Source organism: Escherichia coli (assembly GCF_036503815.1).
Taxonomy (GTDB): domain Bacteria; phylum Pseudomonadota; class Gammaproteobacteria; order Enterobacterales; family Enterobacteriaceae; genus Escherichia; species Escherichia coli_F.
Genome location: NZ_AP027764.1, coordinates 2,771,234 through 2,792,227, shown reverse-complemented (window position 1 = coordinate 2,792,227; position 20,994 = coordinate 2,771,234). Strand labels below are relative to the sequence as shown.

Below are 20,994 nucleotides of genomic sequence, written 5' to 3'. Positions count from 1 at the left end.
TACGCCAGGCATGGCTTGCAGACAAATATACCACGCTGGTGGCAAGAGCGCCTTACTGGCAACTTTGGATTTTGCATGCTAATAAAGTTGCGTATCGGATTTTATCAGGTACAGTGTGACGCTTTCGTCAATCTGGCAATAGATTTGCTTGACATTCGACCAAAATTCCGTCGTGCTATAGCGCCTGTAGGCCAAGACCTGTTAACTCAGTCACCTGAATTTTCGTGAACAGAGTCACGACAAGGGGTTGATATCCGCAGAGAACGAGTCCATATCGGTAACTCGTTGCCAGTGGAAGGTTTATCAACGTGCGACGCATTCCTGGAAGAATCAAATTAGGTAAGGTGAATATGGGTAAAGCTCTTGTCATCGTTGAGTCCCCGGCAAAAGCCAAAACGATCAACAAGTATCTGGGTAGTGACTACGTGGTGAAATCCAGCGTCGGTCACATCCGCGATTTGCCGACCAGTGGCTCAGCTGCCAAAAAGAGTGCCGACTCTACCTCCACCAAGACGGCTAAAAAGCCTAAAAAGGATGAACGTGGCGCTCTCGTCAACCGTATGGGGGTTGACCCGTGGCACAATTGGGAGGCGCACTATGAAGTGTTGCCTGGTAAAGAGAAGGTCGTCTCTGAACTGAAACAACTGGCTGAAAAAGCCGACCACATCTATCTCGCAACCGACCTTGACCGCGAAGGGGAAGCCATTGCATGGCACCTGCGGGAAGTGATTGGTGGTGATGATGCGCGCTATAGCCGAGTGGTGTTTAACGAAATTACTAAAAACGCGATCCGCCAGGCATTTAACAAACCAGGTGAGCTGAATATTGATCGTGTTAATGCCCAGCAGGCGCGTCGCTTTATGGACCGCGTGGTGGGATATATGGTTTCGCCGCTGCTGTGGAAAAAGATCGCTCGTGGTCTGTCTGCAGGTCGTGTGCAGTCGGTGGCGGTCCGCCTGGTGGTCGAGCGTGAGCGTGAAATTAAAGCGTTCGTACCGGAAGAGTTCTGGGAAGTCGATGCCAGCACGACCACGCCATCTGGTGATGCGTTGGCGTTGCAGGTGACTCATCAGAACGACAAACCGTTCCGCCCGGTCAACAAAGAACAAACTCAGGCTGCGGTAAGTCTGCTGGAAAAAGCGCGCTACAGCGTGCTGGAACGTGAAGACAAACCGACAACCAGTAAACCTGGCGCTCCTTTTATTACCTCTACGCTGCAACAAGCTGCCAGCACCCGTCTTGGTTTTGGCGTGAAAAAAACCATGATGATGGCGCAGCGTTTGTATGAAGCAGGCTATATCACTTACATGCGTACCGACTCCACCAACCTGAGTCAGGACGCAGTAAATATGGTTCGCGGTTATATCAGCGATAATTTTGGTAAGAAATATCTGCCGGAAAGTCCGAATCAGTACGCCAGCAAAGAAAACTCACAGGAAGCGCACGAAGCGATTCGTCCTTCTGACGTCAATGTGATGGCGGAATCGCTGAAGGATATGGAAGCAGATGCGCAGAAACTGTACCAGTTAATCTGGCGTCAGTTCGTTGCCTGCCAGATGACCCCAGCGAAATATGACTCCACGACGCTGACCGTTGGTGCGGGCGATTTCCGCCTGAAAGCACGCGGTCGTATTTTGCGCTTTGATGGCTGGACGAAAGTGATGCCTGCACTGCGTAAAGGCGATGAAGATCGTATCTTACCGGCAGTCGATAAAGGCGATGCTCTGACGCTCGTTGAACTGACACCAGCCCAGCACTTTACCAAGCCGCCAGCCCGTTTCAGTGAAGCATCGCTGGTTAAAGAGCTGGAAAAACGCGGTATCGGTCGTCCGTCTACCTACGCGTCGATCATTTCGACCATTCAGGATCGTGGCTATGTGCGAGTAGAAAATCGTCGTTTCTATGCGGAAAAAATGGGCGAAATCGTCACCGATCGCCTGGAAGAGAATTTCCGTGAGTTAATGAACTACGACTTCACCGCACAGATGGAAAACAGCCTCGACCAGGTGGCAAATCACGAAGCAGAGTGGAAAGCTGTACTGGATCACTTCTTCTCGGATTTCACCCAGCAGTTAGATAAAGCTGAAAAAGATCCCGAAGAGGGGGGTATGCGCCCGAACCAGATGGTTCTGACCAGCATCGACTGCCCGACCTGTGGTCGCAAAATGGGTATTCGCACAGCGAGCACCGGGGTATTCCTTGGCTGTTCCGGCTACGCTCTGCCACCGAAAGAGCGTTGCAAAACCACCATCAACCTGGTGCCGGAAAACGAAGTGCTGAACGTGCTGGAAGGTGAAGACGCTGAAACCAACGCGCTGCGCGCAAAACGTCGTTGCCCGAAATGCGGCACGGCGATGGACAGCTATCTCATCGATCCGAAACGTAAGTTGCATGTCTGTGGTAATAACCCAACCTGCGACGGTTACGAGATCGAAGAGGGCGAATTCCGCATTAAAGGTTATGACGGCCCGATAGTTGAGTGTGAAAAATGTGGATCTGAAATGCACCTGAAAATGGGGCGTTTCGGTAAATACATGGCCTGCACTAACGAAGAGTGTAAAAACACACGTAAGATTTTACGTAACGGCGAAGTGGCACCACCGAAGGAAGATCCGGTGCCATTACCGGAGCTGCCGTGCGAAAAATCAGATGCTCATTTCGTGCTGCGTGACGGTGCTGCCGGTGTGTTCCTGGCGGCCAATACCTTCCCGAAATCGCGTGAAACACGTGCGCCACTGGTGGAAGAGCTTTATCGCTTCCGCGACCGTCTGCCGGAAAAACTGCGTTATCTGGCCGATGCGCCACAGCAGGATCCGGAAGGTAATAAGACCATGGTTCGCTTTAGCCGTAAAACCAAACAGCAATATGTCTCTTCGGAAAAAGACGGAAAGGCGACTGGCTGGTCAGCATTTTATGTTGATGGCAAATGGGTTGAAGGGAAAAAATAACCTTTAATTCTGTCAGGTTATTATAAACAAAGGGTCGCGAAAGCGGCCCTTTTTTATTGCATATTATTTTTTCTTCACACCTATACACTAAGGCTATAAATGATATAGTGGTTATAGTTAGCACCTTTTTTATTATTAAATCGTATTAGTCACCCGCCAGGTGTGACGAAAAAACGATGTTCTGATGGCGTCTAAGTGGATGGTTTAACATGAAATTACAACAACTTCGCTATATTGTTGAGGTGGTCAATCATAACCTGAATGTCTCATCAACGGCGGAAGGACTTTACACATCACAACCCGGGATCAGTAAACAAGTCAGAATGCTGGAAGACGAGCTAGGCATTCAAATTTTTTCCCGAAGCGGCAAGCACCTGACGCAGGTAACGCCAGCAGGACAAGAAATAATTCGTATCGCTCGTGAAGTCCTGTCGAAAGTCGATGCCATAAAATCGGTCGCCGGAGAGCACACCTGGCCGGATAAAGGCTCGCTGTATATCGCCACCACGCATACCCAGGCACGCTATGCGTTACCAAACGTCATCAAAGGCTTTATTGAGCGTTATCCTCGCGTTTCTTTGCATATGCACCAGGGCTCGCCGACACAAATTGCTGATGCTGTCTCTAAAGGCAATGCCGATTTCGCTATCGCCACAGAAGCGCTGCATCTGTATGAAGATTTAGTGATGTTACCGTGCTACCACTGGAACCGGGCTATTGTGGTAACCCCGGATCATCCTCTGGCAGGCAAAAAAGCCATTACCATTGAAGAACTGGCGCAATATCCGTTGGTGACATATACCTTCGGCTTTACCGGACGCTCAGAACTGGATACTGCCTTTAACCGCGCAGGGTTAACGCCGCGTATCGTCTTCACGGCAACGGATGCTGACGTCATTAAAACTTACGTCCGGTTAGGGTTGGGGGTAGGGGTTATTGCCAGCATGGCGGTGGATCCGGTCGCCGATCCCGACCTGGTGCGCGTTGATGCTCACGATATCTTCAGCCACAGTACAACCAAAATTGGTTTTCGCCGTAGTACTTTTTTGCGCAGTTATATGTATGATTTCATTCAGCGTTTTGCACCGCATTTAACGCGTGATGTCGTTGATGCGGCTGTCGCATTGCGCTCTAATGAAGAAATTGAGGTCATGTTTAAAGATATAAAACTGCCGGAAAAATAATTTCTTGCGTTATTTTCGGCACCTTTTATGTAGCGAAGGTGCCGGAATATATTCTCTTTTGTTGCTTATTTGTATACCGTGCACAATATTTTTATCCCTCATATTTATAGGGTAAATTACCTGTAAAGTAGTGTCTAATTACCCGCCTCGCAAACTCCAGTTTTCAAATATCTATTTCAGGTCAAAAGATTGAATTATTCACTGGAGACGATTCGTAAATTCGCTGGATTTTTGACTAAAGTTTCTTTAGGATTTGTCTCATCGTATGATTAATTACACCAATCGTTCAACGTCTTGCTGATAAGTGATGGCGATTATATGAGGTTAGCAATGCCTTCTGGAAATCAGGAACCCCGCCGGGACCCTGAATTAAAACGCAAAGCCTGGCTAGCGGTATTTCTTGGTTCTGCACTTTTCTGGGTGGTTGTCGCACTGCTGATTTGGAAAGTGTGGGGATAACTATGGTCGGTCAGGAGCAACTGGAGTCGTCACCATTATGTCAGCATAGTGACAATGAACCAGTAACGAAACGGGAATGTTCCGTCGTTATTCCAGACGACTGGCAACTAACAACGCAGCAGCAAGCCTTTATAGAACTGTTTGCTGAAGATGATCAGCCGAAACAATAATTATCATCATTCTTATTACCCATTTTTAATGAATTAAAGGGCTTTTAATACACCGCAGCAATAACAGGTTGAGTTATCTCAACACAAAGTAATAACCGTTAAGGGTGTAGCCTATGATCAACACAAATATGAAATATTGGTCCTGGATGGGCGCATTTTCTCTGTCGATGCTCTTCTGGGCCGAACTCCTCTGGATCATTACTCACTGATTCCTGACCCCGCTGCGGCGGGGTTTTCATTTGCTTTGCCACAAGGTTTCTCCTCTTTTATCAATTTGGGTTGTTATCAAATCGTTACGCAATGTTTGTGTTATCTTTAATATTCACCCTGAAGAGAATCAGGGCTTCGCAACCCTGTCATTAAGGAGGAGCTATGTCGTCAACCCTACGAGAAGCCAGTAAGGACACGTTGCAGGCCAAAGATAAAACTTACCACTACTACAGCCTGCCGCTTGCTGCCAAATCACTGGGCGATATCACCCGTCTGCCTAAGTCACTCAAAGTTTTGCTCGAAAACCTGCTGCGCTGGCAGGATGGTAACTCGGTTACCGAAGAGGATATCTACGCGCTGGTGGGATGGCTGAAAAATGCCCATGCTGACCGTGAAATTGCCTACCGCCCGGCAAGGGTGCTGATGCAGGACTTTACCGGCGTACCTGCCGTTGTTGATCTGGCGGCAATGCGCGAAGCGGTTAAACGCCTCGGCGGCGATACTGCAAAGGTTAACCCGCTCTCACCGGTCGACCTGGTCATTGACCACTCGGTGACCGTCGATCGTTTTGGTGATGATGAGGCATTTGAAGAAAACGTGCGCCTGGAAATGGAGCGCAACCACGAACGTTATGTGTTCCTGAAATGGGGAAAGCAGGCGTTCAGTCGTTTTAGCGTCGTGCCGCCAGGCACAGGCATTTGCCATCAGGTTAACCTCGAATATCTCGGCAAAGCAGTGTGGAGCGAATTGCAGGACGGTGAATGGATTGCTTATCCGGATACACTCGTTGGTACTGACTCGCACACCACCATGATAAACGGCCTCGGCGTGCTGGGGTGGGGCGTTGGTGGGATCGAAGCCGAAGCCGCAATGTTAGGCCAGCCGGTTTCCATGCTTATCCCTGACGTAGTGGGCTTTAAACTCACCGGAAAATTACGTGAAGGTATTACCGCCACAGACCTGGTACTCACCGTTACCCAAATGCTGCGCAAACATGGCGTGGTGGGGAAATTCGTCGAATTTTATGGTGATGGGCTGGATTCACTACCGCTGGCGGATCGCGCCACCATTGCCAATATGTCGCCAGAATATGGTGCCACCTGTGGCTTCTTCCCAATCGATGCTGTCACCCTCGATTACATGCGTTTAAGCGGGCGCAGCGAAGATCAGGTCGAGTTGGTCGAAAAATATGCCAAAGCGCAGGGCATGTGGCGAAACCCGGGCGATGAACCGATTTTTACCAGTACGTTAGAACTGGATATGAATGACGTTGAAGCGAGCCTGGCAGGGCCAAAACGCCCACAGGATCGCGTTGCACTGCCCGATGTACCAAAAGCATTTGCCGCCAGTAACGAACTGGAAGTAAATGCCACGCATAAAGATCGCCAGCCGGTCGATTATGTTATGAACGGACATCCGTATCAGTTACCTGATGGCGCGGTGGTCATTGCTGCGATAACGTCGTGCACCAACACCTCTAACCCAAGTGTGCTGATGGCCGCAGGTTTGCTGGCGAAAAAAGCTGTAACTCTGGGCCTCAAGCGGCAACCGTGGGTCAAAGCGTCGCTGGCACCAGGCTCGAAAGTCGTTTCTGATTATCTGGCAAAAGCGAAACTGACACCGTATCTGGATGAACTGGGATTTAACCTTGTGGGATACGGTTGTACCACCTGTATTGGTAACTCTGGTCCATTGCCCGATCCTATCGAAACGGCAATCAAAAAAGGCGATTTAACCGTCGGTGCGGTGCTGTCCGGCAACCGTAACTTTGAAGGCCGTATCCATCCGCTGGTTAAAACTAACTGGCTGGCCTCGCCGCCGCTGGTGGTTGCCTATGCGCTGGCGGGAAATATGAATATTAACCTCGCTTCTGAGCCTATTGGTCACGATCGTAAAGGCGATCCGGTATATCTGAAAGATATCTGGCCATCGGCACAAGAAATTGCCCGTGCGGTAGAACAAGTCTCCACAGAAATGTTCCGCAAAGAGTACGCAGAAGTTTTTGAAGGCACGGCGGAATGGAAAGAGATTAACGTTGCGCGATCCGATACCTACGGTTGGCAGGAGGATTCAACCTATATTCGCTTATCGCCTTTCTTTGATGAAATGCAGGCAACACCAGCACCTGTGGAAGATATTCACGGTGCGCGGATCCTCGCAATGCTGGGGGATTCGGTTACCACTGACCACATTTCTCCGGCGGGCAGCATTAAGCCCGATAGCCCGGCGGGGCGATATCTACAAGGTCGGGGTGTTGAGCGCAAAGACTTTAACTCCTACGGTTCGCGGCGTGGTAACCATGAAGTGATGATGCGCGGCACCTTCGCCAATATTCGCATCCGTAATGAAATGGTGCCTGGCGTTGAAGGGGGGATGACGCGGCATTTACCTGACAGCGAGGTCATCTCTATTTATGATGCCGCGATGCGCTATAAGCAGGAACAAACGCCGCTGGCGGTGATTGCCGGGAAAGAGTATGGATCAGGCTCCAGCCGTGACTGGGCAGCAAAAGGTCCGCGTCTGCTTGGCATTCGTGTTGTGATTGCCGAATCGTTTGAACGAATTCACCGCTCGAATTTAATTGGCATGGGCATCCTGCCGCTGGAATTTCCGCAAGGCGTGACGCGTAAAACGTTAGGGCTAATCGGGGAAGAGAAGATTGATATTGTCGATCTGCAAAGTCTACAACCCGGTGCGACGGTTCCGGTGACGTTTACGCGCGCGGATGGTAGCCAGGAAGTCGTACCCTGCCGTTGTCGTATCGACACCGCGACGGAGTTGACCTACTACCAGAACGACGGCATTTTGCATTATGTCATTCGTAATATGTTGAAGTAACGAGTATTTGCTTGCCGGTTATTTTGCTTCCGGCAAGCAAATGAATTACACAATGCAAGAGGGTTATTTGTTCAGCAAATGACCCATTTTCTCGGCTTTGGTATCGAGATAATGTTCGTTATTGGGGTTACGACCTACAATCAACGGTACGCGTTCAACAATATTAATCCCTGCTTCGGTCAGAATTTCGACTTTTTTCGGGTTGTTGGTTAACAAGCGGACTTCATTGACGCCAAGGAGTTTGAACATATCAGCGCAAAGAGTGAAGTCGCGCTCATCAGCGGCGAAGCCTAACTGGTGGTTAGCCTCTACAGTATCGTAACCTTGATCCTGCAGTGCATAAGCGCGGATTTTATTCAGCAGACCAATGTTACGACCTTCCTGACGGTGATACAGCAAAATACCACGGCCTTCTTCGGCAATTTGCGTCAGTGCCGCTTCGAGCTGGAAGCCACAATCGCAGCGCAAGCTGAACAGGGCGTCACCGGTCAGACATTCGGAATGGACGCGCGCAAGTACCGGGGTATGCCCGGAAATATCGCCATAGACTAGCGCGACATGATCGTGTCCGGTTGCCAGTTCTTCAAATCCCACCATCAGGAAATCGCCCCATGGGGTTGGCAGTTTGGCTTCTGCCACACGTTTAAGCTGCATGAAATTCTCCAGATAATGCTGGTTCTGTATTGGCTTATTTTGCCATAACGAGAAGGGGTTCACCTAATCACGACGCGTCGATCGTTCACGGAATGGCACAAACCTGTCAATTTTTCCTGGAACTGGCATTTTCAGTTATGATTGTGGGACTTATCAAAAAGGAGATGCCATGCGTTCGATTGCCAGACGTACCGCAGTGGGAGCTGCACTATTGCTTGTTATGCCGGTAGCCGTATGGATTTCTGGCTGGCGTTGGCAACCTGGAGAACAAAGTTGGCTACTAAAAGCGGCTTTTTGGGTTACTGAAACTGTCACTCAGCCATGGGGCGTCATTACACATTTGATTTTATTCGGCTGGTTTCTCTGGTGTCTGCGTTTTCGCATTAAGGCTGCCATTATGTTATTTGCCATTCTGGCGGCGGCAATCCTTGTGGGACAAGGTGTTAAATCCTGGATCAAAGACAAAGTCCAGGAACCACGACCTTTTGTAATCTGGCTGGAAAAAACACATCATATTCCGGTTGATGAGTTCTACACTTTAAAGCGAGCAGAACGCGGAAATATAGTGAAAGAACAGTTGGCTGAAGAGAAAAATATCCCGCAATATTTGCGTTCACACTGGCAGAAAGAGACGGGGTTTGCCTTTCCGTCCGGTCACACGATGTTTGCTGCCAGTTGGGCGCTGTTGGCCGTTGGGTTGCTGTGGCCGCGTCGGCGAACGTTAACCATTGCTATCTTGCTGGTCTGGGCAACCGGAGTCATGGGAAGCCGCCTGCTACTCGGGATGCATTGGCCGCGCGATCTGGTGGTAGCTACGTTGATTTCGTGGGCGCTGGTGGCGATAGCAACGTGGCTTGCACAACGAATTTGTGGGCCATTAACACCACCTGCGGAAGAAAATCGCGAAATTGCGCAACGAGAACAAGAAAGTTAACGCTGGTTGATTTTCTGAATTTAGCCCTTAAATCATCAACAATGCGCGTGGTTGCCATTTCGCAGACGGCGCGAAAATGGTACTTTAAAGGGCTATTGCGGTAAGTTGACCATAATTTATTCGCTCTAACCACATAACGGGAAGTAATGTGAAATATTTACTCATTTTCTTACTGGTGTTAGCGATCTTCGTGATTTCGGTCACGTTGGGTGCGCAGAACGATCAACAGGTGACGTTTAATTATCTGTTAGCGCAAGGGGAGTACCGTATTTCCACATTGCTGGCGGTATTGTTTGCTGCGGGGTTTGCTATCGGTTGGCTGATTTGCGGCCTGTTCTGGCTGCGAGTTCGTGTTTCCCTGGCGCGCGCTGAACGTAAAATAAAGCGACTGGAAAACCAGCTTTCACCCGCGACTGACGTGGCTGTAGCGCCGCATTCGTCAGCGGCGAAGGAATAACTTTCTATGCTGGAGTTGTTGTTTCTGCTTTTGCCTGTAGCCGCTGCCTATGGCTGGTATATGGGCCGCAGAAGTGCGCAACAAAACAAGCAAGATGAAGCCAACCGCTTGTCGCGTGATTACGTAGCGGGGGTTAACTTTCTGCTTAGTAATCAACAGGATAAAGCGGTAGACCTGTTTCTCGATATGCTTAAAGAGGATACGGGTACCGTTGAAGCCCACCTTACGCTCGGAAACCTGTTCCGTTCGCGTGGCGAAGTTGATCGCGCTATTCGCATCCATCAGACCCTAATGGAAAGCGCCTCGCTGACCTATGAACAGCGTCTGTTGGCGATTCAACAACTGGGGCGTGATTACATGGCCGCCGGGTTATACGACCGCGCGGAAGACATGTTCAATCAACTGACCGATGAAACTGACTTCCGCATTGGCGCGCTGCAACAGTTGCTACAAATCTACCAGGCTACCAGCGAGTGGCAGAAAGCAATTGATGTTGCCGAACGCCTGGTGAAGCTGGGTAAAGATAAGCAGCGCGTCGAAATTGCTCATTTCTACTGCGAGTTAGCCCTACAGCATATGGCCAGCGACGATCTCGATCGTGCCATGGCCTTGTTAAAAAAAGGTGCAGCGGCAGATAAAAACAGCGCCCGCGTATCCATCATGATGGGACGCGTATTTATGGCGAAAGGAGAATACGCCAAAGCCGTTGAAAGTTTGCAACGCGTGATATCCCAGGACAGAGAACTGGTCAGCGAAACGCTGGAAATGCTGCAAACCTGCTACCAGCAGTTGGGTAAAACTGCCGAATGGGCTGAGTTCCTGCAGCGCGCGGTGGAAGAGAACACCGGTGCCGATGCTGAACTAATGCTTGCGGACATCATCGAAGCGCGCGACGGTAGTGAGGCCGCACAGGTCTATATTACGCGTCAGCTTCAGCGTCATCCGACCATGCGTGTGTTCCATAAGCTAATGGATTACCACTTAAATGAAGCGGAAGAAGGGCGTGCCAAAGAGAGTCTGATGGTGCTGCGTGACATGGTTGGCGAGAAGGTGCGTAGTAAGCCTCGTTATCGCTGCCAGAAATGTGGTTTTACCGCATACACCCTCTACTGGCATTGTCCATCTTGTCGGGCCTGGTCAACCATTAAACCGATTCGCGGTCTTGATGGCCTGTAATTTTTAAAAAAATCCGACTTTAGTTACAACATACTAGTTATTAATATTCCATTGTGCTCCGGTAACTCGGGCGCAGAAAAGCCTACCAGGGGAGAAATCGCAACTGTTAATTTTTTATTTCCACGGGTAGAATGCTCGCCGTTTACCTGTTTCGCGCCACTTCCGGTGCCCATCATCAAGAAGGTCTGGTCATGACGTTAACTGCTTCATCTTCTTCCCGCGCTGTTACGAATTCTCCTGTGGTTGTTGCCCTTGATTATCATAATCGTGATGCCGCGCTGGCCTTTGTCGACAAGATCGACCCACGCGATTGTCGTCTGAAAGTCGGCAAAGAGATGTTTACGCTGTTTGGACCTCAATTTGTACGCGAACTTCAACAGCGTGGTTTTGATATCTTCCTCGACCTGAAATTTCACGATATTCCCAACACTGCAGCGCACGCTGTCGCTGCTGCAGCTGACTTAGGCGTGTGGATGGTGAATGTTCACGCCTCCGGTGGGGCGCGTATGATGACCGCAGCGCGTGAGGCACTCGTCCCGTTTGGCAAAGATGCACCGCTTTTGATTGCTGTGACGGTGTTGACGAGCATGGAAGCCAGCGACCTGGCCGATCTTGGCGTGACGCTGTCACCTGCAGATTATGCAGAACGTCTGGCGGCACTGACGCAAAAATGTGGCCTTGATGGTGTGGTGTGTTCTGCTCAGGAAGCTGTGCGCTTTAAACAGGTATTCGGTCAGGAGTTCAAACTGGTTACGCCGGGCATTCGTCCGCAGGGGAGTGAAGCTGGTGACCAGCGCCGCATTATGACGCCAGAACAGGCGTTGGCGGCTGGTGTTGATTATATGGTGATTGGTCGCCCGGTAACGCAATCGGTAGATCCAGCGCAAACGCTGAAAGCGATCAACGCCTCTTTACAGCGGAGTGCATGATGAGTGATTCCAACAGCCGTCTGGTCTACTCAACGGAAACCGGACGTATTGATGAGCCAAAAGCGGCCCCTGTACGCCCTAAAGGCGACGGTGTGGTGCGTATTCAGCGTCAGACCAGTGGACGTAAAGGTAAGGGCGTTTGCTTGATTACCGGTGTCGATCTCGATGATGCCGAACTGACAAAACTGGCAGCGGAACTGAAGAAAAAATGCGGCTGCGGCGGGGCAGTTAAAGATGGAATTATTGAAATCCAGGGTGATAAGCGCGATTTATTAAAATCACTGCTTGAAGCGAAAGGGATGAAGGTAAAACTCGCCGGCGGTTAACATAAAAAGCCACGGATATATCCGTGGCTTTAGAATATTTTACTGTGTGTATTATTCAGTTATTTCGTACTGAACAGAATCAAGCGTATTATAATTGCGAGTCGATAATCGACATTTATTTACGATTATTTACCGACCTGGTGACCAATAACACCACCGACGGCTGCACCACCTAATGTACCCAGCGTACTGCCATCGGTCAGTACTGCACCGCCTAATGCACCTGCGCCCGCGCCAATTGCGGTGTTACGGTCTCGTTTAGACCAGTTAGAACAGGCACTCAGAGACATTGCCAGGGTAATTGCCAGAACAGCCGCGGTCATTTTTTTGCTCGTTACAAACATAATACTCTCTCCTGAATTTATGATTCACGGAAGTAAGCTCTCTATAACTATAATAGCTAAGAATAAGCCTGGTGAAATTATTCCGTGAAATCCGCTCGCGCGCAGGGTTATATCACGCAGGTGATAATGACTTCCTGTTATATCGCTGATAATAATTTTATATCTTGAGAGTGTTAATAACAGGTAAATAGTCTTAATTATCAACCAGGAATCATCTTAGAGCGGATGATTTGCAAAACAGCAAATCATCCGTAGAGAAGGGAAATGGTTAAATGTCAACGACGTGAACGGTGAGTTTACTGTGCTCAAGATGCATCAGATCGCTGGCGCGTATTTTCGAATCGGTAATCACGCGATTGAATCGCTCAACGGGGCCGATGGAGTATGAATGTACAGCACCAAATTTCGAACTGTCAGTCAGGACTATCGCTTCGCACTCTTTTTCCAGCACGGCATTGACCACATCGGTACGCATCATATCGCGACCGGTAAACCCAGTTTCAGGCTGCCAGCCATCAATACCAATAAATGCCTTGCTGAAATGCACCTGTTGGATGCACTGGCGTGTCAAAGGACCAACCATACTTTCGCTTTTTTTCTGGTACACGCCACCGAGTAAAATGACTTCACAAGGCGCGTCTTTCAGCAAATGTGCAATATAGCTGCTGACCGTGATGATAGTGACATTTTTCTTCTGCTCGCCCAGAGTCCGGGCGAGTAGGGCATTGCTGCTGCCATTTTCGATAAAGATAGTTTCGCCCGGTTGAACCAGTGACGCGGCAAACTCGGCGAGTTCACGCTTCAGTGTATAGTTGCTCATCATACGGGTTTCGACGTCATCACTATCAAGCGAAACTGCAAAGCCATGTGCACGGCGGAGGTAACTCAGTTTTTCGAGGGTGTTGAGATCCTGGCGAATGGTAACTTCAGAAACTCCAGTGGCTTTTGCCAGATCGGTTACGCTAACCTGACCCTGGTCAATGACCATCTGTAGAATAGTTTGTTGTCGGGAATTCATCGCTGTAATTCTTATAACGTTATAATACTTAATAAAAAAATACTGACGCGCCGGGCATCCTCAAATAGGAAAACCTGAAGGCACGATTGTTAAATCTCCCACGGTGCCTTCGGGATGTCTGGCGTAGATTCAGCAACCTGGCGCAAGAGTTCTGCTTTAAGTATCTCGAGATTATGGATCGCAGAGTGGTAATCGCCTGCCACAAGGATATCTAACACAATATCAATACGTTCGGCAACGCGCTGGGCATCAAATTCAGACATCAAGGACATCCTAATAGCAAAAGGGAGAAAATGAATAATGCAAAAATTGCCGCTAAAAGAGAAGTGTTTAACAGCAACGGTTAATTATCATCCGGGAATACGATATATAATTACAGAATATATCGCTAAGTATATATATTCATCTACTTATGTGCGCTTCAGATAGCGTTTATACCAACGTTCGAAGGCGACGGCGGGCATCGGTTTGGCAAACAAAAATCCTTGCCGCTCATTGATCCCGTTCTTGGTTAAAAAAGCATCTTCCTTTTTACTCTCCACTCCTTCAGCGATCACCTGAAGATTCAATGCCTGGGCCACAGCGACGATCGCCCGGACCAGCGACTGCGATACAGGTTGTTTGTGAATATCTCGAACAAAAACCTGGTCAAGTTTAATCGCATCGATCGGAAAGCGCGCCAGTTGCGAAAGTGAAGAGTAGCCGGTACCAAAATCGTCCAGATGCACTTGCGCACCTAGTTGGCTAAATTGTTGAATAACAGACAGTGCCAGTTCATCATTCTCAATCAGGCAGCTCTCCGTCAGTTCAACATCAATAGGGCAGTATTCAAAATTGAGTTCCTGGAGAACCTGTTTCAGGGCGGTGAAAATGGTTTGATCGGCGAGCTGACGTGCAGAAATGTTTACCGCCACTCGCAGGTTAATGCCTTTATCCCGCCACTTCGCCACCTGGCGTACGACATCGAGAATCACCCAACGGCCTAAAGGCACGATTAGCCCTGACTCTTCGGCGTAGGAAATAAAGTCCAACGGTGGAATCAACCCACGTTCAGGTGACTGCCAACGTACTAAAGCTTCCAGACTGCGTACTTCGCCACGCCAGGTGATTTTCGGTTGATAGTGAATAACCAACTGATCGTTTTCCAGTGCTTTACGCAAGTTGGTATCCAGCCAGAGATATTCAAATACCCGCTGATTCATTTCTGGGGTAAAAACGCAAAATTGTCCTCGTCCGCCTTCCTTCGCTGTGTACATTGCTGTGTCGGCGTGACGAATAATAGCCGCGCTGTCCGAACCATGTTCGGGAGAGAGTGAAATACCCACTGAACAGCTGGTATAAACTTCAATTAAACCAATGCGGAAGGGGAGTCGTAAGCGGGTCAAAATTCGTGATGCCATTGCTTCCAGCGCGCTTTGTGAGGTATTGGATGCCAGTACCAGAAACTCATCGCCACCTGGACGCGCCAACACCTGATCATGTTCGAGACAGCTTAAAATGGCCAATGACACTTCGCGTAATAGCTGGTCACCAAACAAATGCCCATAAGCGTCGTTGACCTTTTTAAAATTATCCAAATCAAGATACACAACCCCAACTTTATTGTTATCTGCCTGATTAATGGCGTGATCGATTAACTCCTGCATTGCGTTACGATTCGGCAGTCCGGTGATACTGTCGGTATTTGCCAGAATACGCAGTCGCTCCTGAGCGCGGCGCTCTTCGGTAATGTCGGTGCCGGAACAGATTAAAAAAATCTCGTTCTTGCCACTGCCGCTGTGGACAAATTTATTGCGAAACAGAAACAGCCGCTGGCCTTTACGTGTTGGTATCCACAGTTCGACTTCATATGCATTGCCGCTTCGAAAAAATACACGGTTATTGCGCCTGGATGCCGCAGCTTCACGACGGCTCATAAACAGTTTAAACACGCTTTGCCCAATGACGTCGTGTTCTTTCAACCCTGTGTAATCTTCACATAACCGATTGAAGCGTTGGATATTCCTCCGACTGTCGAGAATCACTATTGCGGAATGTGCTTCAGAAACTACCTGCTCAGCAAAGGAAAGCCCGTGTGATAAATCACGAGCAACCGCCGGTGTGTCATGCCATGCCGAAGCGTTGCCAGCCCATTCCCGTTTATTGATTTTTCGTCCTACCAGATGCACAGAAAGATCGCTTTCATCGACGGTCAGACTCATCATCAGGCTGGAAGTGATGACCGTCATTTCCCTGATGCGAGCAGCCTGTTCGGCAGATAACTGCAACGTACGTTCAGGTACTGTGGTTTCGGTGGTAGAAAAGCGCAAAACATCGCTGCTTTCCGTCAACCGCCAGTATGGATTGTGCGATCCGAGAAAGTTGTACAACGTTGTGGACTCCCTAACGGTTTTCATGATGCATATCCTCCGGTTAACAGCGGAGTCCGCGGTTAAATAAAAGGAACAACATGACTTACATGAAATTAACGGCGGCTAAACGCATTGTTTTTTTTATCTATTTATTTGTAATCCAGTTTTGGAAAAACGCCAGTTTTCAAACGAAAGTTAGTTAAAAATCTGCCGGGATATGGCGAAGGTGGAGCGGGGAAATAAACGGCCCATTCATGAGGAATGGGCCGTGAAAGGAGATTACGCGACCGGGCGTGCAATAATGCTGCGGGTTTCCATGCGGACTTCGGCAATGGTGACGTCAATAACGTCGGTCACTTTGTAAGCCGTTTCACCTTTAATTTGTACAGTGCCGTTTTCCTGGCTGCAAACCAGTTCATCGCGCACAGCGTGTAAGAAAGGTGCTGGAATAAAGGCGATAGCGCCGTTATCAACCAAACGCACACGCATGCCGCCACGGCTGATATCGACAATTTCCGCCGCGAAACGGGTGTCGGTCCCGGCTTTGTCTTTCAGGAAGCGTGCGTATAACCAGTCGCCAACATCACGTTCTGCCATTCGGTTGAGACGGCGACGCTCGGCCATTTGGACAGTGATTTCATCCTGCGGACGCGTCGCAGTTTCGCCTTTGATAACCGCTTTCAGCAGACGGTGGTTGATCATGTCGCCATATTTACGGATTGGCGAAGTCCAGGTGGCGTATGCTTCCAGACCGAGGCCAAAGTGAGGACCGGGTTCAGTGCTAATTTCAGCAAATGACTGGAAGCGACGAATGCGGCTGTCGAGGAAACCAGTTGGTTGCGCATCCAGTTCACGACGCAGTTTGCAGAAACCGTCCAGCGTGAGCACTTCTTCGGCATCGACATGCAGACCGTGGGTTTTCAGCAACGCCGCCAGCGCGTCGGCATTCGCCGGATCAAAGCCCATATGCACGTTATAGATGCCAAAACCGAGCTTATCGCGCAGTACGCGGGCCGCACAAATGTTAGCGGCAATCATCGCTTCTTCGACGATACGATTGGCAATGCGACGAGGCTCGGCGACGATATCCAGCACTTCACCTTTTTCACCGAGAATAAAGCGGTAATCCGGGCGATCTTTAAATACCAGTGCGTGGTTATTACGCCACTCGCCACGGCGTTGGCAAATTTGCGCTAACAAACGGACTTGTTCGGCAATTGCTTCACTTTCAGGCTGCCAGTCACCGGTATTTTCCAGCCAGTCAGAGACCTGGTCATACACCAGCTTCGCTTTGGATTCGATGGTGGCGGCAAAGAATTCGATATTATCTTCAATGGTGCCATCAGCGGAGAGCGTCATGCGGCATGCCAGTACCGGGCGGACTTCATTGGCGCGCAGTGAGCAGAGATCGTCAGAAAGCTCGCGAGGCAGCATAGGGATGTTGAAGCCAGGCAGATAGTTGGTGAATGCGCGAATTTTCGCGGCTTTGTCCAGCTTGCTGCCTTCAGCAATCCACGCGGTTGGATCGGCAATCGCCACAATCAGCTGAAGTTTGTCATCCGGCAACGCCTTAGCGAAAAGGGCGTCATCCATATCTTCTGTGCTGGCACTGTCGATGGTGACAAAATCCAGCGCTGTCAGATCTTCACGAACCAGACCTTCATCGAGCATTTCGGTAGCGACGCCGTCTGGTGCTTCTTTTTCCAGGTTATGGCGCGCCAGGGTAACCCACCACGGTACAAAGTGGTCGTCACCAAAAGTGATGTATTGTGTTAGTTCAGCATAGAAAGAACGATCGCCTTTCAGCGGATGACGGCGCATTTCGGCAACCGCCCAGTCGCCTTCTTTAAACTCGTGGTTCAGGCCACGGGCTGCGCGGCAAGGAATGGCGTCTTTTAAGAGTGGATGATCAGGAACGATGGCCAGACGGTCATTTTTGCCCTGAACTTTACCCACGAAACGAGTCAGAAACGGTTCAACCAGTTCTTCTGGCTCTGCGGATTCACGATCTTTTTCACTGTGGATCACTGCGATAATTCGGTCGCCATGCATGACTTTTTTCATCTGCGGCGGCGGAATGAAATAACTTTTTTGCGCGTCGACTTCCAGGAAGCCAAAGCCTTTTTCTGTGGCTTTTACCACCCCTTCAGCGCGTGGCGTCTGGGAATGCAGTTGCTGTTTAAGCTGCGCTAGCAGCGGGTTGTCCTGAAACATAATTGTCTATTTTGGTGGCCATTAGAGCGGCTGACAGTTTTACGCGAATCTGTCTGACGCAGCAAGGTTAATATGTCTCACCCAACGCGATTTTTAAGCGATTTATCCAGCCACACAGCCCGCTCCATACCAGCAGATTAATAATCTGCGTTGATGATTTTTCGTGTTCGAGTAATGGGCTGAACTGGGCGGCGCTAAAGCGATCGGGTGCTCGGGTCAGCCATTGTATCGCCTGAACGGTAGCGCGCTCAACAGAATCACGGTCAGCCCATTGGTTAATTTCATTTTCGCCCTTGCGCAGAAGGGGGCTGATTTTTTTATATTCATTTGATGAATTCATACAGGCAGCAAAACAAGCAGGACTGCCATTAATACGCGCGCATAACAACGCCGCAAGCTTATTATCCGGCTGTGTATTGACCCGTGTGCTGTTTAACAACTTTTCGAGAAGGGAAAGTGAAATAGGGTGGAGAGAGAGTGTTTCGGTCAGTTGGCAAAGTTCTGCATTAGAACTTTTTGTGTGCTCTTCAGGTAGTTTTTCCACCTCATAGCTGCTTCGCCAGCGTATTGATTCATCAGCAAACAGTGACGCGTCGGCGTAGTTTTGTATCTCCAGACCGGGTAACCAGCGTACCGAATGCCCGAGATAAGCCTGAAATGTCGCAATTGTCCGCGCCTGAAAGCCAATAAAACCAATTATTTGGTTGATTATCACACAGTCCCAGGCAGTAAGACCGACGTCATTCAGATGTTGGCGCGATCGGTTGTCGATAATAGAAGGCGAGCTGGCCAGTTGGCGGGCATATTGCGTGATTTGTGCCAACCGATGATTGCTTTCCCTGGAGGAATCAGGTCCGGGGAGCGGTGTAAGTCGCGCCGAATAGTAGTTGCACAACCGCTGGACGCCGCAAACCTGAGCAACCGTCAGGGCCGTCGACAAACGTTCATAAGCGGTGAAGGTCTGTGAACGGGTCACAGTAAGCTGGTCAGGGAACAACTCCGCTGCAAGAATGCGCGCCGGGACCATCCATGAAAGGAAGGGGGCCAGCGTTTCTTCATCAAGGATCACGTCGAGCAGAAAGGGATCGCGAACCTTTGCGGCTTCCGGGACCAGAGGCAGAACGTCATTCTCCGCAGTACTGGATTGCGTTTCATGATACCAGTGGCTTTTGCCGGTGATGTGGCGTTGTTCCATGGGCGCTCCTTGGTCGTAAAGGAAATCGTTATCCTGACGCAAGGCGGGAAGGGGAGAAAGACGGATCGGCGATAACAAATATCAGAAAGGTATAACAGAGATAACGGGCGGCAGAACGCCGCCCATCTTGACCAACAGAACGATTATTTCAGTTCGAGTTCGTTCATTGCAGCGATGCTGAAACCGCCGTCAACGTGGACCACTTCACCGGAGATACCGGCAGAGAGATCGGAGCACAGGAATGCCGCAGAGTTACCCACATCTTCAATAGTAACGGTACGGCGAATCGGGGTAACGGCTTCGCAATGAGCCAGCATTTTGCGGAAATCTTTGATACCGGAAGCCGCCAGAGTACGGATCGGACCAGCAGAGATGGCGTTAACACGCACACCTTCCGGACCCATCGCGTTCGCCATATAGCGCACGTTCGCTTCCAGAGACGCTTTTGCCAGACCCATAACGTTGTAGTTCGGGATAGCGCGCTCAGCGCCAAGGTAGGAAAGGGTCAGCAGGGCAGAACCCGGATTCAGCATGGAGCGGCAAGCTTTTGCCATTGCAACGAAGCTGTAGGAGCTGATGTCGTGGGCAATTTTGAAGCCTTCACGGGTGACGGCGTTAACATAGTCACCATCCAGCTGATCGCCAGGTGCAAAACCAATAGAGTGTACGAAACCGTCAAATTTCGGCCAAACTTTCCCCAGTTCAGCGAACATGGTGTCGATGCTGGCATCTTCGGCAACATCGCACTGCAGAACGATGTCAGAACCCAATTGAGCGGCAAATTCTTCTACGCGGCCTTTCAGTTTGTCGTTCTGGTAGGTGAATGCCAGTTCAGCTCCTTCGCGGTGCATCGCCTGAGCGATACCGTAGGCGATGGACAGTTTGCTGGCAACACCGGTTACCAGAATGCGCTTACCGGAAAGAAAACCCATAGCTTTAATCCTTATTGTTGATGCTTGTTGTGCCTGAAAATCAGGCGATTCGTCGTTTTAGTAAACAGTACGAACAGATAAACGGTTATTATAATCAACCTGGCTGTGGGTGGCTATAGTTGCCAGGTCTGACCGGAGCAGGGCGCGGGCAGGGTGGGCGCTTTTCCCCTCACCCTAACCCTCTCCCCAGAGGGGCGAGGGGACCGATTGTGCGCGTTGTCACCCCAGCAACAAACAGGCACATACAGCCCCCTCGCCCTTTCAGGGAGAGGGTTGGGGTGAGGGTGACCGGCGGCTCAGTTCCTGCAGAATCTCCCCCAGAACCGCCTCTTCATTATGATCGATCTCGTTATTCCAGAAACGTAGCACGGTCCAGCCCTGGGACTCAAGCCAGCGCGTGCGCCTGGTATCATACGCGATAGCTGAATCATGTTGCCCACCATCAAGCTCTACCGCTAAACGTGCAGAGCAACAGGCAAAATCGAGAATGTAATTCCCCACCGGATGTTGACGGCGAAATTTGAAATCAGCAAAACGTCGGCTGCGAAGATATCGCCAGAACTTTCGCTCCTGCGGGGTGAGGTTGCGTCTTAAATCGCGGGCATTTGCTTTTATTTTATCCATCCCTTCATTCTGACAGGATGAATTTCCCTGT

22 protein-coding genes are annotated in these 20,994 nt (G+C 49.9%); 13 read left to right on the top strand and 9 right to left on the bottom strand.

The genetic code is table 11. The features are described from left to right. The first annotated feature begins 350 nt into the window (after positions 1-350). The 6 genes from topA to acnA all read left to right on the top strand — a co-directional run bounded on the left by topA (position 351) and on the right by acnA (position 7,809). Complete coding sequence (gene topA, locus AABJ99_RS13380; RefSeq protein ID WP_039020811.1) at positions 351-2,948, top strand: type I DNA topoisomerase; 2,598 nt, start codon at positions 351-353, stop codon at positions 2,946-2,948. 209 nt (positions 2,949-3,157) lie between these two features. Further along, entirely contained in the window at positions 3,158-4,132 is a 975-nt protein-coding gene (gene cysB / locus AABJ99_RS13375) for an HTH-type transcriptional regulator CysB (RefSeq protein ID WP_000776253.1), read from the top strand. A 318-nt stretch (positions 4,133-4,450) separates the two neighbouring features. Further along, positions 4,451-4,591 (top strand): YmiA family putative membrane protein, encoded by a 141-nt coding sequence (gene ymiA, locus AABJ99_RS13370; protein WP_001300896.1) that lies wholly within the window; start codon positions 4,451-4,453, stop codon positions 4,589-4,591. 2 nt (positions 4,592-4,593) lie between these two features. Further along, complete coding sequence (gene yciX, locus AABJ99_RS13365; protein ID WP_001353237.1) at positions 4,594-4,761, top strand: protein YciX; 168 nt, start codon at positions 4,594-4,596, stop codon at positions 4,759-4,761. A gap of 113 nt (positions 4,762-4,874) precedes the next feature. Continuing rightward, complete coding sequence (gene ymiC / locus AABJ99_RS13360) at positions 4,875-4,970, top strand: small membrane protein YmiC (RefSeq protein ID WP_001310756.1); 96 nt, start codon at positions 4,875-4,877, stop codon at positions 4,968-4,970. 163 nt (positions 4,971-5,133) lie between these two features. Then, positions 5,134-7,809, top strand: coding sequence for an aconitate hydratase AcnA (gene acnA / locus AABJ99_RS13355; RefSeq protein ID WP_039020812.1), 2,676 nt, complete (start codon positions 5,134-5,136; stop codon positions 7,807-7,809). Between the two features lie 63 nt (positions 7,810-7,872). On the opposite strand, the gene ribA is transcribed toward acnA, so the two are convergent. Then, positions 7,873-8,463 (bottom strand): GTP cyclohydrolase II, encoded by a 591-nt coding sequence (gene ribA / locus AABJ99_RS13350; protein ID WP_001176295.1) that lies wholly within the window; start codon positions 8,461-8,463, stop codon positions 7,873-7,875. 169 nt (positions 8,464-8,632) lie between these two features. Here ribA and pgpB point away from each other — a divergent pair, with 169 nt between their 5' ends. The 5 genes from pgpB to yciH all read left to right on the top strand — a co-directional run bounded on the left by pgpB (position 8,633) and on the right by yciH (position 12,285). Beyond that, a complete protein-coding gene (gene pgpB, locus AABJ99_RS13345) occupies positions 8,633-9,397 on the top strand; it encodes a phosphatidylglycerophosphatase B (protein ID WP_039020813.1) in 765 nt (254 codons plus the stop codon). Between the two features lie 148 nt (positions 9,398-9,545). Next, on the top strand, positions 9,546-9,854 hold the full coding sequence (gene lapA / locus AABJ99_RS13340; RefSeq protein WP_000876284.1) for a lipopolysaccharide assembly protein LapA: 309 nt from the start codon (positions 9,546-9,548) through the stop codon (positions 9,852-9,854). 6 nt (positions 9,855-9,860) lie between these two features. Then, on the top strand, positions 9,861-11,030 hold the full coding sequence (gene lapB, locus AABJ99_RS13335) for a lipopolysaccharide assembly protein LapB (RefSeq protein ID WP_000891338.1): 1,170 nt from the start codon (positions 9,861-9,863) through the stop codon (positions 11,028-11,030). 191 nt (positions 11,031-11,221) lie between these two features. After that, complete coding sequence (gene pyrF / locus AABJ99_RS13330; protein ID WP_000176265.1) at positions 11,222-11,959, top strand: orotidine-5'-phosphate decarboxylase; 738 nt, start codon at positions 11,222-11,224, stop codon at positions 11,957-11,959. Further along, the gene (gene yciH / locus AABJ99_RS13325) at positions 11,959-12,285 is read left to right on the top strand and encodes a stress response translation initiation inhibitor YciH (protein WP_001353236.1); all 327 of its coding nucleotides are present in this window, start codon (positions 11,959-11,961) and stop codon (positions 12,283-12,285) included. Before pyrF ends, yciH begins: the two co-directional genes overlap by 1 nt. A 125-nt stretch (positions 12,286-12,410) precedes the next feature. On the opposite strand, the gene osmB is transcribed toward yciH, so the two are convergent. The 3 genes from osmB to yciZ form a co-directional block, all read right to left on the bottom strand. Then, positions 12,411-12,629: an osmotically-inducible lipoprotein OsmB gene (gene osmB / locus AABJ99_RS13320; protein ID WP_000498253.1), complete on the bottom strand. Its 219-nt coding sequence runs from the start codon at positions 12,627-12,629 to the stop codon at positions 12,411-12,413. Positions 12,630-12,897: 268 nt separating this feature from the next. Further along, positions 12,898-13,647: a DNA-binding transcriptional regulator YciT gene (gene yciT / locus AABJ99_RS13315; protein WP_001088621.1), complete on the bottom strand. Its 750-nt coding sequence runs from the start codon at positions 13,645-13,647 to the stop codon at positions 12,898-12,900. An 89-nt stretch (positions 13,648-13,736) separates the two neighbouring features. Then, positions 13,737-13,910: a protein YciZ gene (yciZ, locus tag AABJ99_RS13310; protein WP_001288368.1), complete on the bottom strand. Its 174-nt coding sequence runs from the start codon at positions 13,908-13,910 to the stop codon at positions 13,737-13,739. A gap of 37 nt (positions 13,911-13,947) precedes the next feature. Here yciZ and AABJ99_RS13305 point away from each other — a divergent pair, with 37 nt between their 5' ends. Next, the gene (locus AABJ99_RS13305) at positions 13,948-14,076 is read left to right on the top strand and encodes a hypothetical protein (RefSeq protein ID WP_338387360.1); all 129 of its coding nucleotides are present in this window, start codon (positions 13,948-13,950) and stop codon (positions 14,074-14,076) included. Here the strand turns inward: AABJ99_RS13305 and pdeR are convergent. Continuing rightward, positions 14,058-16,043 carry a cyclic di-GMP phosphodiesterase gene (pdeR, locus tag AABJ99_RS13300; protein WP_338387359.1) on the bottom strand — a complete coding sequence of 662 codons (1,986 nt, stop codon included), beginning with the start codon at positions 16,041-16,043 and terminating at the stop codon, positions 14,058-14,060. The two genes, AABJ99_RS13305 and pdeR, sit on opposite strands and share 19 nt — an antisense overlap. Positions 16,044-16,096: 53 nt before the next feature. Here pdeR and AABJ99_RS13295 point away from each other — a divergent pair, with 53 nt between their 5' ends. Continuing rightward, the gene (locus AABJ99_RS13295; RefSeq protein WP_000221855.1) at positions 16,097-16,201 is read left to right on the top strand and encodes a hypothetical protein; all 105 of its coding nucleotides are present in this window, start codon (positions 16,097-16,099) and stop codon (positions 16,199-16,201) included. 76 nt (positions 16,202-16,277) lie between these two features. Here AABJ99_RS13295 and rnb read toward each other — a convergent pair whose 3' ends face one another. The 4 genes from rnb to AABJ99_RS13275 form a co-directional block, all read right to left on the bottom strand. Next, positions 16,278-18,212: an exoribonuclease II gene (gene rnb, locus AABJ99_RS13290; protein WP_039020815.1), complete on the bottom strand. Its 1,935-nt coding sequence runs from the start codon at positions 18,210-18,212 to the stop codon at positions 16,278-16,280. Positions 18,213-18,279: 67 nt separating this feature from the next. Next, on the bottom strand, positions 18,280-19,407 hold the full coding sequence (gene yciW, locus AABJ99_RS13285; RefSeq protein ID WP_024212193.1) for a carboxymuconolactone decarboxylase family protein: 1,128 nt from the start codon (positions 19,405-19,407) through the stop codon (positions 18,280-18,282). Positions 19,408-19,550: 143 nt separating this feature from the next. Beyond that, a complete protein-coding gene (gene fabI, locus AABJ99_RS13280) occupies positions 19,551-20,339 on the bottom strand; it encodes an enoyl-ACP reductase FabI (protein WP_000506490.1) in 789 nt (262 codons plus the stop codon). Positions 20,340-20,600: 261 nt separating this feature from the next. After that, the gene (locus AABJ99_RS13275; protein ID WP_000357889.1) at positions 20,601-20,963 is read right to left on the bottom strand and encodes a DUF559 domain-containing protein; all 363 of its coding nucleotides are present in this window, start codon (positions 20,961-20,963) and stop codon (positions 20,601-20,603) included. Positions 20,964-20,994 lie beyond the last annotated feature (31 nt).

Coding starts and splice junctions, on each gene's coding strand:
- topA (WP_039020811.1), top strand. CDS start 351: ATGGGTAAAGCTCTTGTCATCGTTGAGTCCCCGGCAAAAGCCAAAACG.
- cysB (WP_000776253.1), top strand. CDS start 3,158: ATGAAATTACAACAACTTCGCTATATTGTTGAGGTGGTCAATCATAAC.
- ymiA (WP_001300896.1), top strand. CDS start 4,451: ATGAGGTTAGCAATGCCTTCTGGAAATCAGGAACCCCGCCGGGACCCT.
- yciX (WP_001353237.1), top strand. CDS start 4,594: ATGGTCGGTCAGGAGCAACTGGAGTCGTCACCATTATGTCAGCATAGT.
- ymiC (WP_001310756.1), top strand. CDS start 4,875: ATGATCAACACAAATATGAAATATTGGTCCTGGATGGGCGCATTTTCT.
- acnA (WP_039020812.1), top strand. CDS start 5,134: ATGTCGTCAACCCTACGAGAAGCCAGTAAGGACACGTTGCAGGCCAAA.
- ribA (WP_001176295.1), bottom strand. CDS start 8,463: ATGCAGCTTAAACGTGTGGCAGAAGCCAAACTGCCAACCCCATGGGGC.
- pgpB (WP_039020813.1), top strand. CDS start 8,633: ATGCGTTCGATTGCCAGACGTACCGCAGTGGGAGCTGCACTATTGCTT.
- lapB (WP_000891338.1), top strand. CDS start 9,861: ATGCTGGAGTTGTTGTTTCTGCTTTTGCCTGTAGCCGCTGCCTATGGC.
- pyrF (WP_000176265.1), top strand. CDS start 11,222: ATGACGTTAACTGCTTCATCTTCTTCCCGCGCTGTTACGAATTCTCCT.
- yciH (WP_001353236.1), top strand. CDS start 11,959: ATGAGTGATTCCAACAGCCGTCTGGTCTACTCAACGGAAACCGGACGT.
- osmB (WP_000498253.1), bottom strand. CDS start 12,629: ATGTTTGTAACGAGCAAAAAAATGACCGCGGCTGTTCTGGCAATTACC.
- yciT (WP_001088621.1), bottom strand. CDS start 13,647: ATGAATTCCCGACAACAAACTATTCTACAGATGGTCATTGACCAGGGT.
- yciZ (WP_001288368.1), bottom strand. CDS start 13,910: ATGTCTGAATTTGATGCCCAGCGCGTTGCCGAACGTATTGATATTGTG.
- AABJ99_RS13305 (WP_338387360.1), top strand. CDS start 13,948: ATGCAAAAATTGCCGCTAAAAGAGAAGTGTTTAACAGCAACGGTTAAT.
- pdeR (WP_338387359.1), bottom strand. CDS start 16,043: ATGAAAACCGTTAGGGAGTCCACAACGTTGTACAACTTTCTCGGATCG.
- AABJ99_RS13295 (WP_000221855.1), top strand. CDS start 16,097: ATGACTTACATGAAATTAACGGCGGCTAAACGCATTGTTTTTTTTATC.
- rnb (WP_039020815.1), bottom strand. CDS start 18,212: ATGTTTCAGGACAACCCGCTGCTAGCGCAGCTTAAACAGCAACTGCAT.
- yciW (WP_024212193.1), bottom strand. CDS start 19,407: ATGGAACAACGCCACATCACCGGCAAAAGCCACTGGTATCATGAAACG.
- fabI (WP_000506490.1), bottom strand. CDS start 20,339: ATGGGTTTTCTTTCCGGTAAGCGCATTCTGGTAACCGGTGTTGCCAGC.
- AABJ99_RS13275 (WP_000357889.1), bottom strand. CDS start 20,963: ATGGATAAAATAAAAGCAAATGCCCGCGATTTAAGACGCAACCTCACC.